We start from the raw sequence: 24085 nt of genomic DNA, 5'->3' as shown, positions 1-24085 counted from the left end.
GATCCGCGCCTGCGGCGGCACTCATTCCCGGCGTTGTCGTCATCGGTGACTGCCTCCTCGACGTGGGCTGACGCGGTCTATCGTCCGGCAGGTGCGGCGTGGGGGCAAGCGCCACCTTCGCGCACACCGGGCCGGGGACGATGCCCCGGCCCGGACTGAAGCGATTGTGCTACGGGCGAAGTTGCCCTCTTGCCGTGCTAGGCGGCCTTGGGATCGGCGATCATCGGCTGGCCCTTGGTGGCTGGGTTGAGAGCCATCCAGACCACTCCGAGCACCATCCATACAGCCACGATACCGATGGCGATCCAAGCGTCGATGCTGGTGGAGCCACCGGCCATGATGGCCAGGTAGACGATGCCTATGAGCTCGGCGATGTTCATCAGCATGCCGACTCCCGGCACGACGTAGTGCTTGAATAGGTTCCTGTCCTTGTGGCTCGCGAAGGCAACGATCGTTACCAAGCACGACGCACCGTAGACGAGGAACGTGCCGAAGTTAGAGGCGAGCGTGATCTGAGTGACGGTGTCGACGCTCCACACCCCGTACACGCCGAGCAGAGCGGATACACCCACAAGCATCCAGATGCCTGCGTGAGGAGTGGCGAACTGGCCGTGCAGGAGACCCAGGATGCTGGGGACTTCCTTGTCGCGAGCCATGGAGTAGGTAATGCGGACGCCCGCGTTGAGGCTGGCGAGCGTCGTGCCGATGAGCGCGAGCAGGACGGTGAGAGCGAAGAGCACGGCGACTGCGGTGCCAGCTCCACCAAACACGGTGTTGACCGTGTGCGTGAGCATGGTGCCGATCGGCGCCGAGTCGATAGCGGCTGCGGCGTAACCTGCGACCTGTGCGCCAGCTGCCGTCTTCGCCGTGATGGTCTCCTGGGCGATGATGAAGTTGGCGCCGAAGTACTGGGCCATGTAGGCGAGAAGGGCCTGGATGGCGAGCGAGATCAGAACGCCGAGCTTGATGTCGCGGTCGGGGTTGATGGCCTCGGCGCCAAGCGCGGTGACCGCCTCAAAGCCGACGAGGAGCAGGATGGCGATTGTCGACTGGTAGATCACGTTGATCAGGTTGTGCGGGATGAAGATCGACGCGGCGCTAGCCTGCTCGTAGTGCAGTCCGGGGTGCGTCATGCGGAAGTAGATACAGAACACGGTGAAGGCCACGATTGCCGCGAGCTGGATGATCGTGATCACAAGTGCGGTGTTGGTGGAACCCGACATGCCGCGGTAGGCGATAGCGCCAGTGAGTACGGCGAACACGATAGCTAGCACGGCAAGTATCGGGAACGAGAGCGCCTGCCCGGTAATGGTGGTCCACAAGTAGCCGGCCAGAGTCGCCGTGTAGGCAACCATGATGCCCGGATAGATCCAGTAGTAGAGGTGGCTGATCCAGCCGAGAGAGACCTTTGCGAGGCGAGCGAACTTGCGATGCTGCGGCTTGTCCTTGTCAAGCAGCGCGGCCTCAGCGTAGTAGTAGCTCGACCCCGTGCCGGCGTTCGGGTAGATACGCGCCAGCTCTGAGTAGCTGTACGCGGTCAAGAACGCCAGGACGATTGCAAAGATGAGTCCTGTGACCATGTCGGGCGCAGTCGTGACACCTCCTGCGCTCTGGGCCGCCTGCAACTGGAACGTCGTCCAGAGGAACGCGCCCGGGGCGATAAACGACATCGCGTTCACCGTCACACCGGTGAGCGTCAACGTGCGCTTCATCTCGGCCATCTGGATCACTCCTTCCTTCGGTCTGCACCGACGTGCATTCACTTGGTGCCTGCGGTGTGCAGGCCGGGCCCCTCCTTGGGGCGTAGAACAGTTATCCAATGCCTTTGTTTCGTGACCGCCTTGGCTGTGTTTCGAGCACGTAAAACGTACGGGTCGTGCGTGTGGCGTGGGGAGAAACAGCAGGTAAACGAGGTACGCCCGGGAGACTCCTCCCGGGCGTACGTGGTCTGCTTGGGTATCGAGGGGCCTTCTAGAGTGCGTCTGGCCCGCGCTCGTTGGTGCGGATGCGGACGGCCTTCTCGCAGTCGTAGGTAAAGACCTTGCCGTCGCCGATCTTGCCGGTGCGGGCGCTCTCGATGATGGTCTCCTCGGCCTTGTCGGCTAGTGAGTCATCCACGACGACCTCGATCTTGACCTTGGGGACGAAGTCGATCGCGTAGAGCTCGGAGCCGAGATAGATCTCGGGATGGCCCTTCTGGCGACCGAAGCCTTTGACCTCGTAGGCGGTCAGGCCCTGGATGCCCAGTGCCCCAAGAGCTTCTTTGACGTCATCAAGCTTGTGCGGCTTGATGATGGCCTCGATCTTCTTCATCGCGCCTCCTCGGCGTAGCTCTCGCGAAGTGCTTCGATCTTACGCGTCCTCAAGATACAACTCGGTCTCCCAGGGCGTGACCTGCGCGCGGTACTCGGCGGCCTCGGCTCGGCGACCGTCGAGCAGGCGAGAGAGCAGCTGCGCGTCGAACGCGTCCACGAGCACGTCGTCGATCTGCAGCGCCGAGAGAGCCTCCTCCAGATCGCGCGGGAGCGTGTCCGCACGCGAGGAGTCGGTTGCGGCGGGGTCGAAGCCCTCGCTCTGCTCCTCAACCGCGGGCGGGAGGTCAAGCACGGCGCCAAGCCCGTGGGCCGCGCTGATGATGAGCCCGGCGAACAGAAGGTAGGGGTTTGCCGAGGGATCGGCGCTGCGGTACTCGATCGTGGCGCCATCGCCACCGTTGGGCGAGAGGCGGATGAGTGCACCGCGGTTGGCATGCGCCCAGACGGCTGTGCTCGGCGCTTCGGGGCCCGAGTGCAGGCGCTTGTACGAGTTGACTGTCGGTGAAGCGAGCGCGGACAGGCCGCGGGCGTGCTCGAGCTGGCCGGCAACGAAGCCGCGGCCCTCATCGGTGAGCTGGCCGTCGTCATCGGCGAGGCGTCCGGCGACACGCTGGTGCAGATGCAGGCCGCTGCCGGGCTCACCCGAGAGCGGTCGCGCCATGAACGTGGCGGTCAGGCCTGCGGAAGCGGCGGCCTCGCGGATGGTCTGCTTCGCGAGGACGAGAGCGTCGGCCAGCTCGATCGCGGGGAGCATCGCGAGGTCGATCTCGTACTGGCCGGGGCCGGCCTCGTGGTGGATCGAGTCGATGCGGATGCCCCAGCTCTCGAGCTTCTCGGCTGCGGCACGCACCACTGAGATGCCCAGGCCCTCGGACTCCATGAAGTAGCCGGCCATGTCGATCGGCTCAAGGTCGTCGCTATCGAGCAGGTAGAACTCGAGTTCGGCCGAGAGCGCGTAATCGGCACCGAGGTCGCCGGTCTGGTCGAGCACCAGCGCCAGAGCCGTGCGCGGGTCACCCGGCCAGGGCGAGCCGTCTTCGCACAACACGACGCATGCGGCGCGCGCCACACCCTCGTCGGTCTGCACGAGCGAGGCGGGGTCGGGCAGCAGGCGCATGTCGGTCTCCATGACGCGCGCGCGACCCTCGAGAGAAGAGCCGTCGAACGCCACGCCCTGCTCGGCTGCTTGTGCGAGGCGCGAGGCCGGGATCTGCATCGAGTGCGCCGTGCCGAAGACGTCGACGAACGACAGGCGGATCCAGGAGATACCGGTCAGATCGAAGGAGTTCATCGGTGCATCACCAGCGCAATCACGACGACAAGGGCTAGGACAGCAAAGAAGCCGAGCGCAATCAGTACCACACGAATCCACAACCCGGCCTCGGAGTCGGGTGCGCTTATTGGACCACCCATGGGCGGTTCTGGCGACAGGTCGAACGAAGATACGTCGAGTTGATCGAGCCGGCCGAGGTCGGCGAGCAGCTCCTCGGCGGTCTGGTAGCGGTTCTTGGGCCAGCGCCGCATCGCCTTGAGGACGACAGCTTCGAGCGCCGGCGAGACCTCCGGGCGAAACGACCGGATGGGCTCGGCGGTGCGACGCAGGTGGCCGGCCATCACGGCGAGCCAGTTGTCGCCATCGAACGGAACGCGCCCTGCCAGCAGCTCGTAGGCGATGACGCCCCATGCGTAGATGTCGCTGCGGCGGTCGCCTCGGTCGCCTTGAATCTGCTCGGGGCTCATGTAGTCGGGCGTGCCGACCCCATCGGTCATGCCGCGAAATGTGAGGCGCCGGGCGCCGTCGAGCATCGCCGTGCCGAAGTCGACGACTTTGATCTCGTTGGTTGTCGAGACGAGGATGTTCTCTGGCTTCAGGTCGCGATGCACGATGCCGTTCTCGTGCAAGTAGGCGACGGCTCTGGCGAGCTGGGTGGCCCAATCCAGCGCGATGTCGATCGGCACCGGCCCCTCGAACTCGCCCAGACGTATGCGCAAGTTCTCGCCGTCGACGAACTCCATGATGATGTACGGCTCGCCATTAGCCGAGAACATCCCGAGGCTGCGCTGCACGCCGGAGCTGTCGAGCTTCTCGGCGATCTTGTTCTCGCGCTCGAAGCGCTGGTAGATTGCGGGATCGCCAAAGAGCTGTGGATTGGGCGACTTCAGCATTACGAGGCGGTCGGTTCGCGTGTCGCGTGCCTTGTACGCCTCGGCAAACGCGCCCTCGCCGAGGCCACAGATGATCTCGTAGTGATCTATGAGCTGGCCGGGCGCGTGTCGCATGAAGCTCTTCCCGTTAGGGGGCGATGAGTCGAAGTATAGAGTGAGCCTTCACCGGACGGTACGTGCAGCCTGTTTCGCCGCTGTTTCGACGAGTCGAACATCGGGTGAAGTCTGGTTGGGCCGCTTCTGGCGCGACGGCCGTTGAGCGCGCGGTGAGCGTTCTAGCTAGAGCGCGTCCGAGCCGGTCTCTCCCGTCCGCACGCGGATGACCTGTTCGACCGGCGTGACGAAGATCTTGCCGTCGCCGATGCGGTCGGTGCGCGCGATGCGCGAGATCACGTCAACGATGTCGGAGACCTCGTGATCGTGCACGACCACCATCACCGACGTCTTGGGGAGCAGATCGACCGAGTACTCCTGGCCGCGCCACTGCTGCGTGATGCCCTTCTGGGTGCCGTGACCCTGCACGTCGTAGACCGTGAGGCCAGCGTGCCCCATCGCGACCAGGGACTCCTTCACGTCGTGCACTTTCTCTGGGCGGATGATCGCCTCGATGCGCTTCATGCGTTTGCCTCCGACAAGCCCGGCGCGTAGGCGCGGCCGACTCGGGATGGTTGTCTCTCTCGATGCCAGAAGCGTAGGGGCTTGCTGTTTCGCGCGCGTTTCCGGGCGCGCAAGAGTGCGTGAAGTCTCAGGTCAGAGCGGGTTTCCGCGCCCGTCCGTGTGGCGTCGCTAGCGCCAAGCAGCCCTTCACCCCCGCCTCGCGCCAGATCGCTACTCGCCGAGCAGCTCGCAAGCGGCCGCAAGAGCCGTCCCCGCTGCGAACGGCGAGTGCTCGGCGATCGGCACAAGGCGCGAGAGGGTGTCCTCGGCCAGCGCGCGGAAGCGCGGCTCCTCGGTTGCGCGCCACAGGCGCAGCGCGGCAAGCGCGGCGAGCGACGCGCCGGTGGACGTCGGGCTGTCGTGCTGCTCGCGGGGGCGCAGCGGCAGCTCGGTGTCGGCTGGCGTCATGAACCAGACGCCGTCCTCGGCGAAGAGGGTCTCGGCGTGCTCGAGGATGCGAATCGCCGAGGCCAGCAGGCCGCTGTCGCCGGTCGCCTCGTACGCGAGCGCGGCCGCAAGCGCGAGCGCAGCTGCATCCTCGACGAGACGCACGTTCTCGCTCGCCTCATCGCCCAACAGGTGGACGACGCCGCCGTCTGCTGCGACGGCCTGCTCGAGCAGGTGCCGCGTCAGCGCCACGCCCCGCTCGGCGAGTACGGGGTCCTCGAGCGCCGCGCCTGCGCCGAGCAGACCACGGGCCGCCAACGCGTTCCAGCTCACCAGCACCTTCGTGTCGACCTCGGGCTGCGGGCGCTGCAGTCGCTCGGCGAGCAGCTCGGCGAGCACGCGATCGACGGCCTCGGCATCGTTGGCCCGACCGGCGCAGCGCGTCAGCACGTTGCTGCCCTCCCAGTTGCCGTCCAGCGTGACGCCCAGGTAGTCCTCGGCCAGCGCGAGATCGGCTGGAGGGAGGAACTCGGCCAACTCGTCGTAGGTCCAAACGTAGGTTGCGCCCTCGTCGCCGAGCGTGTCTGCCGAGAGCGATGAGTGAAAGGCACCGCCGAGCGACGTGAGGTCCCGCTCCAGGAAGTCGGCGGTAGCGCGCATGGCGTGCGCCCACTCTTCGTGCGGCCGCTCGGCGTGCACTGCGGCAAGCGACGTGAGCAGCTGGGCGTTGTCGTAGAGCATCTTCTCGAAGTGCGGTACGAGCCAGTTGTCGTCGACGGTGTAGCGCGCGATGCCGCCGCCCACCTGATCGAAGATGCCGCCGCGCAGCATCGCGCGCAGCTGTGCTTCGGCAGCGTCGAGCGCCCGGTCGTCGCCTGCGAAGCGGTAGTAGGCGAGCAGGAAGTCGGTCACCGGTGCCTGCGGGAACTTGGGCGCCCCGCCGAAGCCGCCGTGCACGCGGTCGACTGCGCCCAAGATCTCATCGGCCGAGCGGTGTAGCAGTGCGGAGCCGGGCAGCTGGGCGAGCGGCGGCTCGAACATCACGCGCAGGTACTCCACGGCGCTCTCGGCGGTGGCGTCGGCAACATGGGGGCGGTCGCCGAACGCCGCCGAGACCTCGTCGAGCACGTCGAGGAAGCTGGGCATGTTGTGGGCTGACTCGGGAGGGAAGTAGGTGCCGCCGAAGACCGGCAGCAACTGCGGCGTGAGGAACACGGTCATCGGCCATCCACCGTGGCCGTTGGCGGCAACCACGTAGGCCATGTAGACCTCGTCGACGTCAGGGCGGCTCTCGCGATCGACCTTCACGCAGACGAAGCGGTCGTTGAGCGCCTCAGCTGTTGCAGGGTCGCGGAACGACTCGCGATGCATGACGTGGCACCAGTGGCACGACGCGTAGCCGATCGACAGGAAGATCGGTCGGCCTGTGTCACGCGCCAAATCGAACGCTTCCTGTCCCCACGGATGCCAGTCCACGGGGTCGTCAGCGTGCAAGCGCAAGTACGGCGAGGTCTCGTTGGCAAGTTGGTTGGGCATGCGGGGCTCCCAAGGAATCGCGTCCATCGCCTTGTTTCTTCCCGTGAGGCGGTGTGACCTAAGACGCAATGTAGGTTACGTACTCCTATAGCCGAGCGACCCGTACGGCGAACCGAGTTAGAGCGTGAAGCTATCCGAAGGGGACTGCTGTGAACGCAAGATCGCGCGGAGTGGCCCGATGAGCGGCGAACTGGTTCTAGTGACGGGGGGCTCCGGCTTCATCGGCGCACACTGCATCCTGCGGCTGCTCGAGGACGGCTACCGCGTGCGGACGACCGTGCGCTCGCTGAGGCGCGAACCTGACGTGCGCGCGATGCTGAAGGTGGGAGGCGCCGAGCCGGGCGACGCGCTCGGGTTCTTCACCGCCGATCTGACCGCCGACGCCGGATGGCCCGAAGCGGTCGCGGGCTGCGACTTCGTGCTCCACGTGGCATCGCCGTTCCCGCTCGGCGCGCCCAAGCACGAAGACGACCTCATCATCCCCGCGCGCGAAGGCGCTTTGCGCGCTTTGCGCGCGTCGCGCGACGCTGGCGTGAAGCGCGTGGTGCTCACGTCGTCGTTCGCGGCGATCGGCTACGGCCATGGCGAGATGACGCGGCCCTTCACGGAGGAGGACTGGACCAACCCAGCCGCCGAGGGCGTTAGTGCCTACGTGAAGTCAAAGACGCTCGCCGAGCATGCCGCCTGGCAGTTCGCCGAGAGTGAAGGCGCCGGGCTCGAGCTAGCCGTGGTTAACCCCGTGGGAGTCCTGGGACCAGTGCTGGGGCCGGACCTTTCGACCTCGATCCACCTGGTCTCGCAGCTGATGGACGGCAGCGTTCCAGGCATGCCGAGGATGGTCTTCAACGTCGTCGACGTTCGCGACGTCGCCGATCTGCATCTGCGCGCGATGACCAACCCGGCCGCTGCGGGCGAGCGGTTCCTCGCCGTTGCCGGCGACCCTATCGGCCTGCGCGATGTCGCCGAACTACTCAGGCGCGAGATGGGGGACGACGCCCGCCGAGTTCCGCGTGGCGGCTTGCCCGATTGGGTCGTGCGCCTCGCTGGCATGTTCAGCGGCACGGCTGCGCAGGCCGCCTCGGAGTTGGGAAAGCCCAAGCCAGCCAGCAACGAGAAGGCACGCCGTGTCTTGGGCTGGCAGCCGCGATCCAACGAAGAGGCGATTCTCGCGACCGCCGAGAGCCTCGTGCGATTGGGGCTGGTGCGGAGCTAGCTCGCCCACCGCCTCCGGCACGCCGCAGCCAGCCGCTACAGCTTCGCGTCGTAGATGCGCCAGCGCTTGTACTCATGGCCGCCCATGAACGCCGAGGCACGGATCACGAGGTCGTTGTGCTCGAGGAGCATCGACGGCTCGCACTCGAGGTAGTGTTTGGTCTGGGCGTACTCGAGCATCTGCGTGAACAGAAGCGCGTCGATGCCCAGATGCCTGAACTGCTTCTTGATGCCGAAGAACATCAGCCGCACGCGTGGGATGCGCCGCCGAGTCGCCATCAGTCGAGCGATGCGCACGGCGTCCGAGTCGCCGTACCACTTCCACCGAGGGCGAAGCGCCCAGTACGGGTCCGGTATGGCGCCCAGAACCGCCGCCGGCTCGCCGTGCACGTAGGCGAAGCGGATGAGCTGCGCGTCGACGATGGGCCGCAGCGACTCCGCCACGGTGGCCGCCTCCTCGTCGGTGACGGGCAAGAAGCCCCAGTTCTCCGACCAGGCGTCGTTGTAGATGTGGATGAGCAGCTGCAGCTCTTCCTCGAAGCGGTCCAGGTCGACGGGTCGCGTCTCGATGTGGCTTCGCTCGGCGACCTTCTCGGCGAGCTCGCGCAACCGCGGGGTGATGGGCTGGCGGACGGGGAGCGTGTAGGCGACGTAGTCCATCGACTTGGCCAGGCCCCACGCGGTGAGCAGCTCGTCGTAGTAGGGCGGGTTGTGGGTGAGATCGACGGTGGGCGGGTACTCGAAGCCGTCGACCAGCACGCCTTGGATCTCGTGCGTCGCGTTGCTGTACTGCCCAGGACCGCGCATCACGCACATGTCGCGCGCCGCGATCCACTCCCGCGCCGAGTCGAGCAGCGCGTTTGCGACGAGCTGGTCGTTAATGCACTCGAAGAAGCCGAAGAAGCCTATCGGCGTGCCGTGATACTCGTTGTAGCGCCGGTTGATAGCCGCCGAGATGGTCCCGACCACCTCACCGTTCCGCCGAGCGAGGAAGTGCGTGACCTCGGCAAATGAATGGTACGGGTGCTCGGCAGTGAGCAGCCCCTTCGTCCCAAGAACCTTGCTGCCGAGCAGATCGGCCATGAGTGGAGGGGTCCAGCAAGGGTCGCCACGATAGAGGCGCCACGGGAAGTGAGCGAACTCGCGAATGCGCGGGTCGCCGAGGCCGAACTCCTCGATGGAGACTGCGGCGGTCATGGGGAGTATGTGCCCATGAGAGCCCTACGGCGACGGTCCCGCACGCCGGCAGTGGAAAGCGTGGGCGAGCGTGATAGAATACGCGGGCGCAAATGGGGACGTAGCTCAGCTGGGAGAGCATCGGCTTTGCAAGCCGAGGGTCGAGGGTTCGAGCCCCTTCGTCTCCACCAAGGAAACACGCAGGTCAGAGGCTTACACAGTCTCTGGCCTGTTCCTCTTCTTGGGCGCTGGTAAGCATTTTGTCATCAGAACGCGCCATATCAGCGGGAAGTGGCGTCGAACCAGACAGAAATGCCCTCCGGCCTTTGATCAGGTCAGAGGGCGAGGCCTATCGGGCCCCCTGGCCTTTCTCTTCTCTTGGGCGCTGGTCAGCATCCTGCCATCGGGACCTGTGTCAGGGGCTAGAGTCTGCGCCGCTGCATTCTGTTCATCAATGGGTATGGGACAGCAACACGCAGTCTGAGTCAGGAGGCGAGCGATGAATGTTCTTACGCTGGGCTCGACGAAGCAAGAAAGCGCTGTCGCCGACACCATTGAGCTAGCGAGCGAGGTTCTGGGAAGCCCGGACTCGTGGGGAGTCGCGGCCCGACTGTGGGACGGCACTCGAGTGGGACCGGACGACGCGCCAGCCACCATCGTGCTCCGCCACCCGTGGACTCTGCGCAGAATGCTTTGGCCGCCCAACAGCCTGAGTCTCGGGGAGGCGTTCATCTTCGGGGACATGGATGTGGAAGGTGATCTTGAGGCCGTCTTCGCAACTTTCTGGCCCCTCATCGACAGTGGGGAGTGGCGAAGTATACGGGGCACCGCGCGTCTGCTGCGCTTATTGCGGCGTCTTCCGGTGCCGCCGTATCGCACGGGCCGCGAGCGCGCCGCTTCGCCTGCTGGGCGGACTCACTCCATTGACAGAGACGAGCAAGCCGTTCGGTTCCACTACGATGTCTCAAATGACTTCTATCAGTTGTGGCTCGACAGTCGCATGCAGTATTCATGCGGCTACTTCGAGCAGCCCGACGTCGACCTGGACACCGCGCAGAGCGCCAAGCTCGAGCACATCTGTCGCAAGCTGAGACTCTCTCCCGGCGACCGGCTCCTAGACATTGGATGCGGCTGGGGTGGGCTGCTTGAGTATGCCGCCGAGCACTACGGGGTCAGTGGCCTAGGCGTCACGCTGTCAGAGCCGCAGGCGGCCGAGGCCAACGAGCGTTTCGAGCGAGCGGGCTTGGCCGACTGGACGCGTGCCGAGGTCTGCGACTACCGGCGGCTCGACGGGGAGTTCGACGCGATCGTCAGTGTGGGGATGGTCGAGCATGTGGGACGTGCGCAACTCAGAGAGTACTGCGGGCAGGCGTTCAAGCTGCTTCGACCTGGTGGTGTGTTCCTCCTGCACGGCATCACGAGCAAGTGGGAGGAGCGGCCGGGCCCGATGGACCCATTCATCGCCCGCTACGTCTTTCCAGACGGGGAGCTCACCCCGATCTCGGAGCTGCTCGGCCACGCCGAGTCCGCAGGCTTCGAAGTGCGCGACGTTGAGAACCTGCGCGAGCACTATGCCGCGACATTGCGCCACTGGGTTCGCAACCTTGAGGCCCATAGGGATGAGGCCGTCGCGCTGACCGACGACATCACGTACCGAATCTGGAGGCTGTACATGACCGGGTGCGCCTACAACTTCGAGCGCGGCGGAATCGGCGTGTGCCAATCGCTCCTCCACAAGCCGACCGGCGGCCACTCGACGCTTCCGCCAACCAGAGCGGATTGGTACGCCGACGCTGGGCTCTAGGAAGGATGTCCCGTGGCATCAGCTGTCGCCCGACAGCGTGTAAGCATCTTGTCATCAGAATGCGCCATGTCAGCGTGAAGTGGCGTCGAACCACACTCTTCTTCCCCACCAAGGAAACAGCAGGCCAGAGGCTTACAAAGTCCCTGGCCTCTTCCTCTTCTCGGGCGCTTATAGGCACCGCTGTCATCAAGCGCCCGGGCGCCACGAAAGATAGTTGCACCTGACGGGCGTTCGCACCCGGGCGTACGCGGGTCACAGCTATACTGGCCGAAGGGCGGGGCGAGCCCGAGGTGGGGAATCTGCACGGGAGTCTTTTGCGACTGAAGTTCAGTGCCACTGCAGTCGCATCGGGGGGTGGTTGGGTGGCACGACAGAGGACCGGACTCGTATGCGCGGCTGGTGCATGGTGGTGCTTGCTGGCCATCGTAGTGTTGGTCCCATTCGTCCACACCAACACGTCCCTCGGCTCTGGCGTAGCTTCGCAACTCACATACGACGCCGTTGTCCTCCCTAAGCTGAGTCTCATCGCCATCCTCGCGGGACTCGGCTTGGCGCTTCACGTGGTCAGCATGGTTGCCGGCATGGCCGAGTTGCGGCGTCCGCGGATCATGCTCATCGTGGCTCTCTTGCTGGGCTGGGTGTGCCTTGCCACAGCGACCTCAGTCAGCCCGTCGTTGTCGATCATCGGTGAGACGCTGAGCGGTGAGGGCTTGGCCGCCTACGCCGCATATGTGCTGGTCTTCACCCTCACGGTTCAGCAGGTGACAAGCGTCGCGCGCGCACGCACCGTTGCGACGTTTGCCGTAGCCACCGGTTCGGTGATCGCGTGCTACGCGCTCTTGCAGCTCCTGAGGCTTGATCCGCTTACTTGGCCCGACAGCGGCTTCGGAGCCCGGATCTTCGCCACTTTCGGCAACCCAGATCTCCTCGCCAGCTACCTCGTGTTTCCGTTTGCGCTATCGATCGGGTTGCTCCTTTCCGAGGAGTCACCTACCCCCCGATTCTGGCTTGCGAGCCTCGGGTTGCTGACGACGAGCAGCTGCTTGGTCGTCGGCCTCGCGCGGGGAGCGTGGATAGCGGCCCCTGTCGCAGTGGCCGTGGTTGCGCTTGCTGCGTGGCGAAACCGCTCGGGGCTGCTGCGCTCGCAATGGTGGGTGCTTGCGGCCTTCGCGCTGACCCTGCTAGCCGTGGCAGCGTCGCTGCTCGGACCCAAGGAAGGGCTGTCGTCGGCTCAGCGCGCTACCGCTGTGCTTGGGCGCACCGCAGGCGCCAGCTTCGGCGATAGAATCGAGATCTGGCGAGCCGCGCTCGTGGGAGTATCTCGCAGGTCGCTGGTGGGTTGGGGCCCTGACACCTTCAAGTACGTGTACCACTCTGCCGCGGGTGGGTTGACGTGGCGCGTTGGTGGCCATGCGTCCTATGCCGACAACGCGCACGACATAATCCTGCAGGTAGCGGCCACGCTGGGGATACCAGGGCTCCTGCTATATGGGGCCGCGGTCGTTGCTCCACTGACCGAGACCGCAGCCGCAGTATTCGGAGCTGGAGCAGACGGTTCGCGCACGCTCTTCGGAGCCGATGACGCCCGGTCGCGAATCCTGGTCGCTGGCGCCTGGGCAAGTGTGATCGCGCTCGTGACGGTTCTACTGTTCGAGCCCGCCACACCGGTGGTAGTGGTGTGGTTGTGGCTTTCTCTCGGCATCCTTGCCAGCGCGCAAGCTCGCACTGCGCCCATCGACAGCAATCTCGCCCGGGCGGCGGGTATCGCGGTCTCGGTTCTTCTTGTCGCCTTTAGCTGCTGGGGTGCGAGCTGGTTTTACGCCGATGTGTACGCCCGGCGTGCACTCGACTCCGCCACTCTCCCTGAGGCGGAGAGCAATCTGTCGAGCGCACGCGCCATCAACCCGCTTGCGCAGCAGTACTACATCCTGTCCGGCCAACGCAACGACGAACTGCTCTGGTCGGCGGTCAATGCGAACGCGCCTCACGAGGAGATCGCAGCCCTCGCGGATGCCTCGGTCTCGGCCTATTCACGGGCCGTCAATCACGACCCGCAAGATCCAATAGCTGCGAGCCGATACGTCCACGCGCTCAATCAGGAGCAGTTGCTGGCCCCAGCGCCGGCAACTGCAGCGCTGGCGCTCGTAGTCGCGCAGTCAGCCGAGGACCGGTGGCCCAATGTGCCGGATGTCGTGCTCGAGCTTGCGCGAGCCCAGTTTCAGGCCGGGCAACTTGCCCCGGCTGAGAACTCGGCTATCCGAGCGGCAACTCTAGATCCCGGCTTCGAATACGCGTGGCTCACGATCGGGCAGGTCCGGATTGCCCGAGGCGACCGGGCTGGTGCCACGACGGCGCTCACAACCGCCGTCAAGCTGGATCCGAGCGACTCTGAGGCGGTGAGCACTCTGAGCAGCATCGGGGAGCCGGACGCGGGCCAAAGTGGGTCGAGTCCGGCCACAGTCGGCGTCCAGCCCTGAGGGCTATGAAAGGCCGCAGCAGAGCAGACCCGGCGGGCCCGGCCTATGCATTTCAGGGTCGAGCCGAAACATGCTCGCAACACATCGCGGTTCGCGTAGGTGTAGTCTCGAGTGGGTGGGAACTTGTTCCAGAACTGCATCCGTAGAGGAGGACGTTGTGGAAGCGGCAGATGTCAGAATCCCCAAAGACCAGCACGTATGGGCGTTCTCGGCCGACATGACCCCGGTCGTGACGGTCGACCCGGGGACGGTGATCGAACTCGAGACCTTCGACTGCTTCACCGGCCAGGTCCAGTCTGAGTCCGACACGCTTGAGAAGCTCGAGACGGACCGGCTCAACAGCGCGACCGGCCCCATCTTCGTGCGTGGCGCCGAGCCAGGCGACTCGCTCTCTGTCACCCTCCTCGACCTGGTGCCGGGACCGCAGGGCTCCGCCATGGTCATCCCCGGTAGCGGTCAGCTCGTCGAGTTCTGCAACGCGCCGGCTACTCGGATCCTCAAGATCGAAGACGGCACGATTTGGCTCAACGACAAGGTTTCGTTCCCTGCCAAGCCGATGATTGGCGTGATCGGTGTCGCCCCTGCCGAGGGCAAGGTCATCACCTTCCTCGCCGGCAAGCACGGCGGCAACCTCGACGACACGGTCAACGGGATCGGCGCGACGATTCACTTCCCGGTCTTCCAGTCGGGTGGCTTGCTCGCCATGGGGGACATGCACGCGTGCATGGGCGACGGGGAGATCTCGGACACTGGCGTCGAGGTGCCCGGAACGTGTCTCGTCAAAGTGGAGGTCACCAAAGGCAAGGCTGCGCGCTGGCCCGTCACAGAGACGGCCGACGCCTGGTACACGCACGGCACGTCGGACGATAGCCTTGAAGACGCGATCAAGTTCGCGTGCGAGGACGCGGCAAACCTCTTGGTGAGCGAGTGGGGTTTCACCATGGAGGACGCGTTCATCTTCCTGTCCTGTACAGGTGATGTCGGAATCGCTCAGGCGTGCTCGCCTTGCACCGGAAGCATCATCGCGCGGATGCGCGTCCCCAAGGTCTCGGCGTGTCCCGCGCCGTTCCGGGCGTGACGCTCATGGTTCGGTCGTAGCCGTGGAGGGGGCCTCTGCGGAGCCATATTCTTGCGGGGATTGGGAGGGATAGGAGCATGAGTGATTCTGGCTCGGAGACCAAGCTTGCCCGAAATGCCATCGGGTTAGCGGATGTGTTGTTCCAGTCGATCACGTCGATGGCGCCGGCCGCGGCCATCGCAGCATCGATTCCACTGGGCGCCGCCTTTGCCGCTGGCGCGCTGCCGCTGGCAGTACTCATCGCGTTCATCGGCATCCTGTTTACTGCGTGGGCCATCGGTCAGCTCGCAACGCACATTCCTGCGGCTGGTTCTGTGGCGACGTACACCGCAGTGGGTTTGAGCCCGAAGCTGGGCTTCCTCGTCGGATGGGCCTATGCGGCCGTCGAGGTACTCATCGTTCCGCTGGTCATGCTGCAGCTTGGATTCACGCTTGCCGGCGAGTTGACTGGCATAGTGCCGGGGATTTCGGCAGGTTCGTGGTGGATCTTCATGGCGATTGGCACAATCTTGGTGTGCTGGCTCGTCTACCTGGGCGTTAAGACCTCTACCGAGACGGGCGTGTGGCTCGGAGCTATCGAGATCGCCGTGTTCTTGGTGTTGGGCATCGTGCTCGTCGTCAAGGCTGGCAGCGCCAACACACTCTTGGTCTTCACGCCGCACTTCGCCAACGCCAAGGGCTTCACTGGCTGGTCCGGCGTCTTCGCTGGCGCCGTGGGAGCGCTTCTTGCCTTCTCCGGCTTCGAGGCAGCCGCCCCGCTCGCCGAGGAGACCAAGAACCCGCGACGCAACATCCCGCTGGCCATCATGGGTGCGACCGTGGCAATCGGCATCCTGTACATCTTCACGACGTATGCCGCAGTTGTGTCGTTCGGCCCGTCCAACTTCGCCGGTTTCGCAACTTGGAACAACGGCGTGCCGTGGGACGGTCTTGCGAAGGACGTCTCCATCGTCTTCTGGGCGCTCGTGCTGTTCGCAATCGTCAACTCCACGCTCGCAAACGCGAACTCCGGTGCGAACGTGTTCACGCGCACGGCGTACGCGATGGGCCGAATCGGCGTGTTCCCGCGCGCCTTCGCGAACCTGCACCCCAAGCACAAGTCGCCACAGTTCGGCGTCCTCGTCGAGCTCGTTCTGGGCTTGGCACTCGCGCTCGTGCTCGGCTTCTGGACAACGCCGGTCGTAGCGTTCGGCATCATTGCGACGGCACTCGTGGTCATCGTGGTTCCGGTGTACATGCTCGCGAACCTGGCGTGCGTGGGCTTCTTCGCCCGTCATCGCAAGGAAGAGCAGCACTGGTTCTCGCACATCGTGATTCCGATCGCCGGCTTGCTGTTCCTGATCCCCGGCTTCTTGAGCGTCGCCGGCATCACCGGCATTCCGGGCCTCGGATTCATCGCGGCACTGACGGCGCCGTACTCGTACGCACCGTGGGTCATGCTGGTTTGGATGATCATCGGCGTCGTGGTGCTCTTCGTGATGCAGTCTAGGAATCCGAAGGCGATCGACGCGGTTGCGCATATTCATCTGGACGAAGAGATCGCCGCCTAGCGCTCCGCCTTCGCTAAGAACGAAAAGCAGGCCGGGACCCGATAAGGGCGCCCGGCCTGCCGGTCTTTGTGAGGTGCCGACTACTTCGTAGGCTTGAAGTGGGCAGCGCCGTTCATGATCGACGCGAAAGTAGCCATCGTCGTCCCGCGCGCGCCGGTATTCCATCGCGGCAAGGCCATGGGGTTCGAACCCTTGTACGTGACGTATCCGGTGTCCGTCGTGAATGCGAGATGGTAGCCAGCATCTTTGACGATCTGCCAGGTGAAGGAGTCGTTTCCGCCGCCCGGGTATGCCAACGCCGTGACCGGCTGACCGCCGAACGTCTGATTCATCCACACCCGCATGCCGTTGGTCGGATCCCACATTCGCGTCTTCATCGAGGTGAGGCTCTCGAACTTGCCGGTCGATTTCGAATGGAACCTGTACATCATCATGTGGTTGGTCGTGTGAGATTCAAGGTCGTAGCCGTCGGCTTGGAGCTGTTTGAGCTGCGGCACATGCATGAAGTACTGGCTGGTGCTGTTGATCCACTTCTGGACGACAAAGAACGTCGCGGTGAAGCCGTACTTCTTCAGGATCGGGACGCCGTAGGTGAGCTGGTTCATACGGTCGTCATCGAAGGTGATGAGCACCGGCTTGGAAGGCAACCGCTTGCCGGTTTCGACGAACTCCTGAAGCTGAGCGATCGATATGGCATGCCAACCGTTGTCGTGCAGGTACTTCATCTGCGCGTCGAACGTCGCCGGGGAAATCGCGATGAAGTTGCTGGGCACGGGGAGGATGTGGTGATACATCAGCACGGGAACGGCTTGATCGAGCGCCGGGTTGGCGACCTCGGCTGGGGCTGAGGCGGTGGCCGAGGTCGGCGCGGAGGAAGACGGCGCCGCTAGGGGCTTGGCCTTGACGCCCGACGTGGGTGCGACCGCGACCGCAGCTTGCGCGGCGCTGATGCCGGGCTTCTCGGCAGACCGCGTGAGCGCCCAGCGCGCGCCGAAGGCGCCCACGAGCACGAGCGAGACTACGGCAACGACGGCGACGATCAGTCCGACGGGCCTCTGGCGCTTCGGGCGAGAGCTTCGCAGAGCAGTGCTTCGAACGCGGTCTGGCATTCCGGCATCCCGTCATCGATTGCGGGGTATCGGCCCCCACCGGTCATGGAAGACGTGCAATGCCCGTGCCACGGGCGCGAATGGCCCGGGCGATGAAGGGTTACGCCACGCTTGGTGCGCTAGTCCTCGTCGTCCTCGGCGTCGACGAGTTCCTGCACCTTGGGCTCCTCGGCGATGAGGGGCGGCTTGGCTCGGCGGGCCACATAGAGCTGGTAGGCGACCTCGACGGATGACTCGTCTTGGCCGCGAGGGTCGCGCACGACTGTGAGCTCGATGTGGCGTCCTTCGACGCCGCCGTCGGAGAGGAAGCGGTTCAGGGCGTCGTGTGAGTCGTTGCCAGCAACGGTTCCGACCGCCGTGCCCTTGCTCTCACCAGACGGCGACGCGCGGAAACTCCCCTGACCGCGAAGTTGCGAGGTCGAGAAGCGCCAGATCGTGTAGTCAGGCATGGGCTTTCCTCAATCGGCTCGGATGGAACCGCGGGTTTCCAAGCAATCCCATCATCGAGTCTAGGTGAGGCGGAGAGGCTTGGTAAGTGCGAACCCTCGCCAAACTGCGCAACTTAGCCCAGCGCGAGCGCGCTCAGCCCCCGAACCGATTGCGAGACGCGAAGTCGGCCACATCGCGCCTGACGCGCAAGCGCTTGGGCGCCGGCGCGATCGGATAGCCGAGGCGACAGGAGAAGGCGACCTCCAGCTCGTCCGGAATTCCGAGAATCCGCCTGACTTCCCGGTCGTTGCTGAGCGAGCTGACGATCTGCAGACTGATGCCCAGCGCCTCGGCGGTAAGCCACATGTTCTCCATCACGCAGCCGAGGCTGACTATGCCGAGGAAGTCGCCCTCGGAGGCCGGTGCCCGCTTGCTCGGGTCGTAGACCACGACGAGCAGCAGCGGAGCCGTGGGCATCGGCCGCTGCATCGCGGCTGTTTCCTCGGCGGTGAGCGTGTCGGCGTGGAAGTCGGGGTTGCGCCACGCCGGTGGGAACTGCGTGGCAAGCAGACCTGTCTTGCGGCGCATCAGCTCTTCCTCGGAGAACGAGAGCTGCTCGTAGTTCTCGCGGATGAACGCCTCCGAGATGGGGCGTTTGATGTTAGCGATCGCGTCGAGCGTGGCCGGGTCGTCGACCACAACAATCTCGAAGTTCTGCATGTTGTGGGCGGTCGGCGACCAGCGCGCCGCCTCAAGGATGGCCGCGAGGTCTTCCTCGGAGATGGGGCGCTGCGCGTCGAAGGGTCCGCGAACCGAGGCACGCTCGCGAATCAGTTCCAGAATCCCAGGCATATCTGGCCTTCCTGTCATCGAGCCACCCTTGGCGTGGGGATCACTCGTCCATCGTCAGCACGCATCGGAAGTGCACCTTGGCGGTCATCATCCTGTCGAACGCCTCGGCGGCACGGGCCAGCGGGAACGTCTCGATCATCGGCATGACGTTGAAGCGCACGCTGAAGTCGAGCGCCTCGCCGGGACGGCGCCCGTGCCAGCCTTTGATTGAGCGGTCGCCGTTGAACAGCATGCCGGGGAAGAGCTGCATCGGCTCTTGCGGAGCGGCGACGATGATGAGCTGGCCGTTGTGGCCAAGTCCGTTGATAAGCCCGGTGATTGCCTTGGCGTTGGGGGCGGTCGCGAGGATGACGCGCGCCCCGCCCAGCGCCTTGAGTTCCTTGCCGCCGTCGGTCGCGTCCGTGTCGATGTAGTGGTGCGCCCCGAGCTCGCGGGCGAGCGCTTCCTTCTCGCCGCCGCGCGAGAGCGCGACCGTTGTGTAGCCGAGCCTGTTGGCGTACTGGATCGCTAGGTGCCCGAGTCCGCCGATGCCATGGATCGCCACGACGTCGCTGGCGCGCGCGCCGCTGTCCTTCAGCGCGCTGAACGTTGTGCCGCCAGCGCAAAGTAGGGGAGCGGCATCTACCGACGAGAGCGAGCTGGGGATGTGAACTAACGCCGAGGCCCGCGCGACCATGTACTCGGCGTAGCCACCGTCGACCGACAGACCGGTCGTCCACGGATCCTCACAGTTGCCGAAGTCGCCGAGCGTGCACGGTCCGCATGTCATGCAGTGGCCGCCGCTCCAGCCCACTCCGACCCGGGTGCCGGTGCCCCATGCGGTGACTGCGGCCCCACGCTTCACGATCGTGCCCACGACCTCGTGGCCAGGGATGCGTGGGTACGACAGCCCGGGGAAGCCACCGCGACTGGGAATAGCGTCGCCGTGGCAAACGCCGCACGCCTCGACCTTGATGAGGACCTCATGGTCGCTCGGCTCGGGAATCTCGATCTGGACTATCGCCAGATCGGCGCCCGGCTCCGCTACCTGAGCTGCATGCATGAGTGCCATCGGGATTCTCCTTGCGCTAGAGACTACTGGGTCCTCTCGGCGGTATCTTGCTGCGCCGCTCGGCGAGGATGCGTTGCGTCACGCGAATCGCCACGCCGAGCAAGACGAGCAGCAGACCGACCGCAAAAACGCCTACCAACATGATTGCGATGACGGACGAGGCGAAGTTCTGGTTGGCGAACACGGTGGTGGTGGGATCGAGCGGGGCAAAGCCGCTCGTCCACAGCCGCAGCGCCACAAGTCCCACGGCGCCGACCAGCAGCATGACGGCGCCACTTTGCAGCTCCGCTCGGCCCTTCACTACCTGATACCGAGCATCTTCCCGAGCTTGCGCTGGCGGCCTGATCGCGTCAGCGGGATGCCGATCTTGCGAGAAACGCGCGACTTTGCCGCCGAGACCCCCAACAACCTGCGCCAACTGAATCCGCCCATGTTCATGTGCTACCTCCGAGTCCGAGTGTAGCGCTCACGCGCGCGGAAAACCCTACGGAAGCCTTACTTTTTTGGCGCGTCCACTCTCGTGTACAACCTCATGACCGGCTTGCCGAGGTCCCTCGTCTCGGTCAGCTGCCATCCAGCGGCATGATCCATGTAGTCCGCCACCGAACTCTTCGTGGTCATCGACACAACCCATATCCGATCCCACTGCCAGATGAACTTTGGGATGTGGTAGTAGGGGTTGCTGTTGATGATCAGGCCCGTGGGCGTGGGCTTCGCATTGAGATGGTCCGCCCACATCGAGTGCATCCAGCTCTCACCCTTGATGAGCTTGGAATAGACCTCGAGGTTGAAGTCGCTTTCCCACTCTTGGGTCAGAACACCGGTCTTGGGCTGGGAAAGTACGATCTCTGTGGCCTGTCTCCACTCGCCCTTTGACGTGTCCGAGTAGAGGACTGGCAGCTGCAACACGCCGAACAGCAGCAGGCTCGCGAGGGCCACCGTCCCCGGCCAGTGCAACTTCGTTCCGCCGCGAGCGACCAGGATGTAGATCGCCGGCAGACAAACGAGCGAGTTTCGAACCGTGGCTATCGGCGTGACGTATTTCGAGATGATGAGCCCCGCCAGCATTGGCACGACGGCCAAGGTCAGCAGCACCCAGAGCAGGTCGCCTTCCGTGACGATCTCACCCGCACGAGGCTCGTCCGCAGGCTTGGCTTCGGCGTCAACGGAGGCCTCTGTGGACTCGTCTCGGAGCGTCTCGTTCGCGGACTCTGGCGAGGCAGCTGGGCTACCTCCAACGGCTGGAGCGTCGTCCTCGGCGGGGTCGTACGGGCCGGCAGCGAACGCCTCGATCCAGACGACGGGGGCCGCCAGACCGACGATCAACAGCGCCATGAAAACCATTGCCGCAAGCCCAGCCTGGCCCGGGGCAAACGCGACGAGATTGGCGAGGAACGCGTGCGTGACGCTGTCGACCGGCAGCATCCACCAGTTGCCCTTGGCCACCTGCCCCCGCACGATGGCGATCTGAGTGGGGATGACCAGGGCCCACGGGAAGAACAGCACCGCGGCGATCGGGTAGGTCACGAACATCAACTTGCCAATCCGCCTGCGAAGCCGGGGCACGAGTACAACCGGCACGAGTAGAAGTGGCGCGGCCATGTAGCCGTACACGTGCGTGTAGGCGAGACCCGCGAGCGCGAGCCCCAGAAGTGCGGCTCGAGCGAGGTTGGGTTTCTCGACGAGGCGCGCGAAGAGCCATAGGGTAAGCGCCGCAAAGAACATGAGCAGCGAATACATGCGCGCTTCTTGGGCGTACTGCAGCGGAAGCAGCGCGACCGCGAATAACGCAGCAGCCCAGGTTCCTGTCGCGCGGTCGAACAGTTTGCGCCCCGCGAGATAGACGACGCCGGTGGTCAGCACGCCGATGGCGGCCGAAAACGCTCGCAGCCCCCACTCGGTGCGCCCCAGCATCGGCATCAGTAGCGCCTGCAGCACGTAGTAGAGCGGCGGATTGGTGTCCTGGGCAGTCACCTTGATCGCAACGCTCGGCCCGTACATCGCCGCATTCGCCGAGAACAGCTCGTCGAACCAGAGACTCTGCCGTCCCAGCGCCCAGAAGCGGAGTACGCCTGCGACTACGAGAATCACGCCGACCAGAACGGGCCACAGCCACGATGGCGCCGACCATCTCGTGCTCGAGGCATCTCTCGAATCGCGCTGCACGGTCTGATCGCTGCGCGATGTTCGGCGGTCAGGGCTCATGCGCTCTGGGCCGCCAGACGCGCCGCGATCTGGGGAGCCGTCTCGGCGTCGGCCGCGTAGCCGTCGGCGCCAACGCGCCGCCAGAGGTCAGGCGCCACGTTGAAGGGATAGCCGCCCACCAGCACCTTCACGTGCGCCGTGGACTCGTCGGCTCGCAGATCGTCGATGATCTCGGCAACCTCGGTGACGTGCGAGGCGATCGTAGCCGAAAGCGCTAGCACGTCTGATCTCGTGGCGCGTACCGCTTCGAGGACGGCCGACCTAGGGGTGTTCGCGCCCAGATAGCGCGTGTTCCACCCGTCGAGCTCGAAGACGTCCGCGACCATGTGGATGCCGAGGTCGTGCAGCTCGCTGCCAACACTCGCGGCGACGAGCGTCATCCCCGTGGTCGCCGGCAGGGCGGAACGCTCGTGAAGCCGGGCCATGGCCACCTGGGTGACGGCGGTGACGTAGTGCTCTTCTGCGACCGAGACCTCGTTGAGCAGCCAGAGGCGGCCCATCTCGCGCTGAGTTGGCTGGAAGATGCGCAGGTAGATGTCGCGAGCCGAGACGCCCGAGTTCGCTGCGTCGATCACCAGGCGCACGGCATCAGCGCGGTCGCCATCGAGAATCGTAATCAGATAGTTGCGCGCCAGCTCGCCCAGCGGTGCGCCCGGTGCCAAGAACGAGGAACTCGCGGTTGACGCGGCTTTCAGGGTGACGATCGCGTCTTCGATCGCGGTGCGAGTGGCTGCGGCTTCCTCGGAGGGAAGCGCAGCATCGAGGGTCTCGGCGATGCGGAGCCAGCTACCCTCGATCCACTCGCTGGGGAGGTTCAGGTTTGCGAACAGCGTTTTGCACCAGACGGCGTAGTCGTCGAGGATCGCAGGCTCGCTGAACCACAGCGCCGATGCGAAGAACTCGAGGTGATAGCGCGTGTCCTCGCGCATTCGCGTTCTCTGCGTCGCCGAGAACGATCTCTCAAGCTCCGGCCACATGACGAACTGACGGGCGACGGCGTCGTCGACCAGCCTCTCGATAGAGACGCAGATTGTTTCGCTCGCCGACTCAGCGACGCTCCGCATGTTTGCCCCCTGGCCCGCCGCACGGATTGGCGCGTGAACTGATGATACCCGGGTTGGGCCGCGGTGGCTTGTCCTACCGTCGGCGTGCTCGGCAAGGCACTGACGAGGGCGTGCGACGTGCGCCTACACGGCGACTCGCAGGATCTCGGCGATGCTGGTGATGCCCGAGGCAACCTTGTCGAGGCCGTCTCGGCGAAGCGAACGCATGCCCGCGCGAATGGCGGCGTCACGAATCCGCTCGGTGGCCGCGTGCTCGAGGCGCAGGCGCGTCAGCTCCTCGTTCATCTCCATGACCTCGTAGATGCCGACCCGCCCGCGATAACCGGTTCCCCGGCAGGCGTCGCAGCCGACCGCCTCGAACGGGCGAACCTTGTACGCCTCGTCGGACGTGTAGCCCAGCGCAATCAGCTCTGCGATGTCGATGTGCTGCGGCCTGCGGCACTTCCGGCATAGCCGACGCGCGAGCCGCTGTGCGATGGCTCCCAGCAGCGCCGACGACGATAGGTACGGCTCGACACCCAGCTCGGCGAGGCGAGTAAGCGTGGAGGGAGCGTCGTTGGCGTGCAGCGTGGAGAGAACGAGATGACCCGTCAGCGCGGCGCGCACGGCAATCGTCGCCGTCTCGGGATCGCGGACCTCGCCGACCATCACGATGTCAGGGTCGGAGCGCAAGATGGTGCGCAGGCCAACCGCGAACGTCAGGCCGGCCTTGTTGTTGACGGGAATCTGGGTGAGACCGTGGACCTCGTATTCGACGGGGTCCTCGATAGTGATGATCTTGCGCTCGGGCGAGTTGAGCATCTGCATGATCGCGTAGACCGTCGTGGTCTTGCCGCAGCCTGTGGGCCCGGAGGCGAGGATCGCGCCGTGCGGCCTGGCGAGCATGCGGTCGATCGCGTCGCGCGTGCTGGGAAGCAGGCCGATCTCGTCGATCGCGCGCACAGAGTCGTCGGCGCGCAGGACGCGCAGGACGAGGCCTTCGCCCTGCCGGGTGGGATAGGTGGTGATGCGAACGTC

21 protein-coding genes and 1 tRNA gene are annotated in these 24085 nt (G+C 65.1%); 6 read left to right on the top strand and 16 right to left on the bottom strand.

Translation table 11 applies throughout. From position 1 onward, the window contains the following. Positions 1-197: 197 nt before the first annotated feature. The 6 genes from P4L93_11105 to P4L93_11080 all read right to left on the bottom strand — a co-directional run bounded on the left by P4L93_11105 (position 198) and on the right by P4L93_11080 (position 7061). Positions 198-1721: an APC family permease gene (locus P4L93_11105; protein ID MDR3687491.1), complete on the bottom strand. Its 1524-nt coding sequence runs from the start codon at positions 1719-1721 to the stop codon at positions 198-200. 250 nt (positions 1722-1971) lie between these two features. Further along, positions 1972-2313: a P-II family nitrogen regulator gene (locus tag P4L93_11100; protein ID MDR3687490.1), complete on the bottom strand. Its 342-nt coding sequence runs from the start codon at positions 2311-2313 to the stop codon at positions 1972-1974. A gap of 39 nt (positions 2314-2352) precedes the next feature. Further along, positions 2353-3606 (bottom strand): glutamine synthetase family protein, encoded by a 1254-nt coding sequence (locus tag P4L93_11095; GenBank protein MDR3687489.1) that lies wholly within the window; start codon positions 3604-3606, stop codon positions 2353-2355. After that, positions 3603-4595 (bottom strand): serine/threonine-protein kinase, encoded by a 993-nt coding sequence (locus P4L93_11090; protein ID MDR3687488.1) that lies wholly within the window; start codon positions 4593-4595, stop codon positions 3603-3605. The genes P4L93_11095 and P4L93_11090 overlap by 4 nt, the downstream gene beginning before the upstream one ends. A 165-nt stretch (positions 4596-4760) precedes the next feature. Beyond that, positions 4761-5099 carry a P-II family nitrogen regulator gene (locus P4L93_11085; protein MDR3687487.1) on the bottom strand — a complete coding sequence of 113 codons (339 nt, stop codon included), beginning with the start codon at positions 5097-5099 and terminating at the stop codon, positions 4761-4763. Positions 5100-5309: 210 nt separating this feature from the next. Further along, a complete protein-coding gene (locus P4L93_11080) occupies positions 5310-7061 on the bottom strand; it encodes a thioredoxin domain-containing protein (GenBank protein ID MDR3687486.1) in 1752 nt (583 codons plus the stop codon). 178 nt (positions 7062-7239) lie between these two features. Between P4L93_11080 and P4L93_11075 the strand changes: the two genes are divergently transcribed. Further along, positions 7240-8274: an aldehyde reductase gene (locus P4L93_11075; protein ID MDR3687485.1), complete on the top strand. Its 1035-nt coding sequence runs from the start codon at positions 7240-7242 to the stop codon at positions 8272-8274. Between the two features lie 35 nt (positions 8275-8309). On the opposite strand, the gene P4L93_11070 is transcribed toward P4L93_11075, so the two are convergent. Continuing rightward, positions 8310-9470: a hypothetical protein gene (locus tag P4L93_11070; GenBank protein ID MDR3687484.1), complete on the bottom strand. Its 1161-nt coding sequence runs from the start codon at positions 9468-9470 to the stop codon at positions 8310-8312. 94 nt (positions 9471-9564) lie between these two features. Between P4L93_11070 and P4L93_11065 the strand changes: the two genes are divergently transcribed. From P4L93_11065 to P4L93_11045, 5 genes are all read left to right on the top strand, one after another. Beyond that, a tRNA-Ala gene (locus P4L93_11065) sits at positions 9565-9640 on the top strand. A 551-nt stretch (positions 9641-10191) separates the two neighbouring features. Then, positions 10192-11253 carry a cyclopropane-fatty-acyl-phospholipid synthase gene (locus P4L93_11060; protein MDR3687483.1) on the top strand — a complete coding sequence of 354 codons (1062 nt, stop codon included), beginning with the start codon at positions 10192-10194 and terminating at the stop codon, positions 11251-11253. Between the two features lie 362 nt (positions 11254-11615). Beyond that, a complete protein-coding gene (locus P4L93_11055) occupies positions 11616-13730 on the top strand; it encodes an O-antigen ligase family protein (GenBank protein ID MDR3687482.1) in 2115 nt (704 codons plus the stop codon). Positions 13731-13887: 157 nt separating this feature from the next. After that, a complete protein-coding gene (locus tag P4L93_11050; protein MDR3687481.1) occupies positions 13888-14808 on the top strand; it encodes an acetamidase/formamidase family protein in 921 nt (306 codons plus the stop codon). A 77-nt stretch (positions 14809-14885) separates the two neighbouring features. Further along, positions 14886-16358 (top strand): APC family permease, encoded by a 1473-nt coding sequence (locus P4L93_11045; protein ID MDR3687480.1) that lies wholly within the window; start codon positions 14886-14888, stop codon positions 16356-16358. Between the two features lie 80 nt (positions 16359-16438). On the opposite strand, the gene P4L93_11040 is transcribed toward P4L93_11045, so the two are convergent. The 9 genes from P4L93_11040 to P4L93_11000 form a co-directional block, all read right to left on the bottom strand. Next, positions 16439-17467, bottom strand: coding sequence for a polysaccharide deacetylase family protein (locus tag P4L93_11040; protein ID MDR3687479.1), 1029 nt, complete (start codon positions 17465-17467; stop codon positions 16439-16441). Between the two features lie 119 nt (positions 17468-17586). Continuing rightward, positions 17587-17916 (bottom strand): hypothetical protein, encoded by a 330-nt coding sequence (locus P4L93_11035; GenBank protein ID MDR3687478.1) that lies wholly within the window; start codon positions 17914-17916, stop codon positions 17587-17589. A 133-nt stretch (positions 17917-18049) separates the two neighbouring features. After that, positions 18050-18748, bottom strand: coding sequence for a nitroreductase family protein (locus tag P4L93_11030; GenBank protein MDR3687477.1), 699 nt, complete (start codon positions 18746-18748; stop codon positions 18050-18052). A gap of 40 nt (positions 18749-18788) precedes the next feature. Beyond that, positions 18789-19799: an alcohol dehydrogenase catalytic domain-containing protein gene (locus tag P4L93_11025; GenBank protein MDR3687476.1), complete on the bottom strand. Its 1011-nt coding sequence runs from the start codon at positions 19797-19799 to the stop codon at positions 18789-18791. A gap of 16 nt (positions 19800-19815) precedes the next feature. Further along, the gene (locus P4L93_11020; GenBank protein MDR3687475.1) at positions 19816-20064 is read right to left on the bottom strand and encodes a hypothetical protein; all 249 of its coding nucleotides are present in this window, start codon (positions 20062-20064) and stop codon (positions 19816-19818) included. Positions 20065-20099: 35 nt separating this feature from the next. After that, entirely contained in the window at positions 20100-20237 is a 138-nt protein-coding gene (locus P4L93_11015; GenBank protein MDR3687474.1) for a hypothetical protein, read from the bottom strand. 57 nt (positions 20238-20294) lie between these two features. Continuing rightward, the gene (locus P4L93_11010; GenBank protein MDR3687473.1) at positions 20295-21965 is read right to left on the bottom strand and encodes a glycosyltransferase family 39 protein; all 1671 of its coding nucleotides are present in this window, start codon (positions 21963-21965) and stop codon (positions 20295-20297) included. Positions 21966-22000: 35 nt separating this feature from the next. Further along, complete coding sequence (locus P4L93_11005; GenBank protein ID MDR3687472.1) at positions 22001-23068, bottom strand: cobalamin-dependent protein; 1068 nt, start codon at positions 23066-23068, stop codon at positions 22001-22003. Positions 23069-23191: 123 nt separating this feature from the next. Further along, positions 23192-24085: GspE/PulE family protein (locus P4L93_11000; protein MDR3687471.1), on the bottom strand; the 894-nt coding region annotated here is incomplete at its 5' end.

This window comes from Coriobacteriia bacterium (genome assembly GCA_031292615.1).
Lineage (GTDB): Bacteria > Actinomycetota > Coriobacteriia > Anaerosomatales > JAAXUF01 > JARLGT01.
This window is presented reverse-complemented; position numbering and strand designations above follow the sequence as displayed.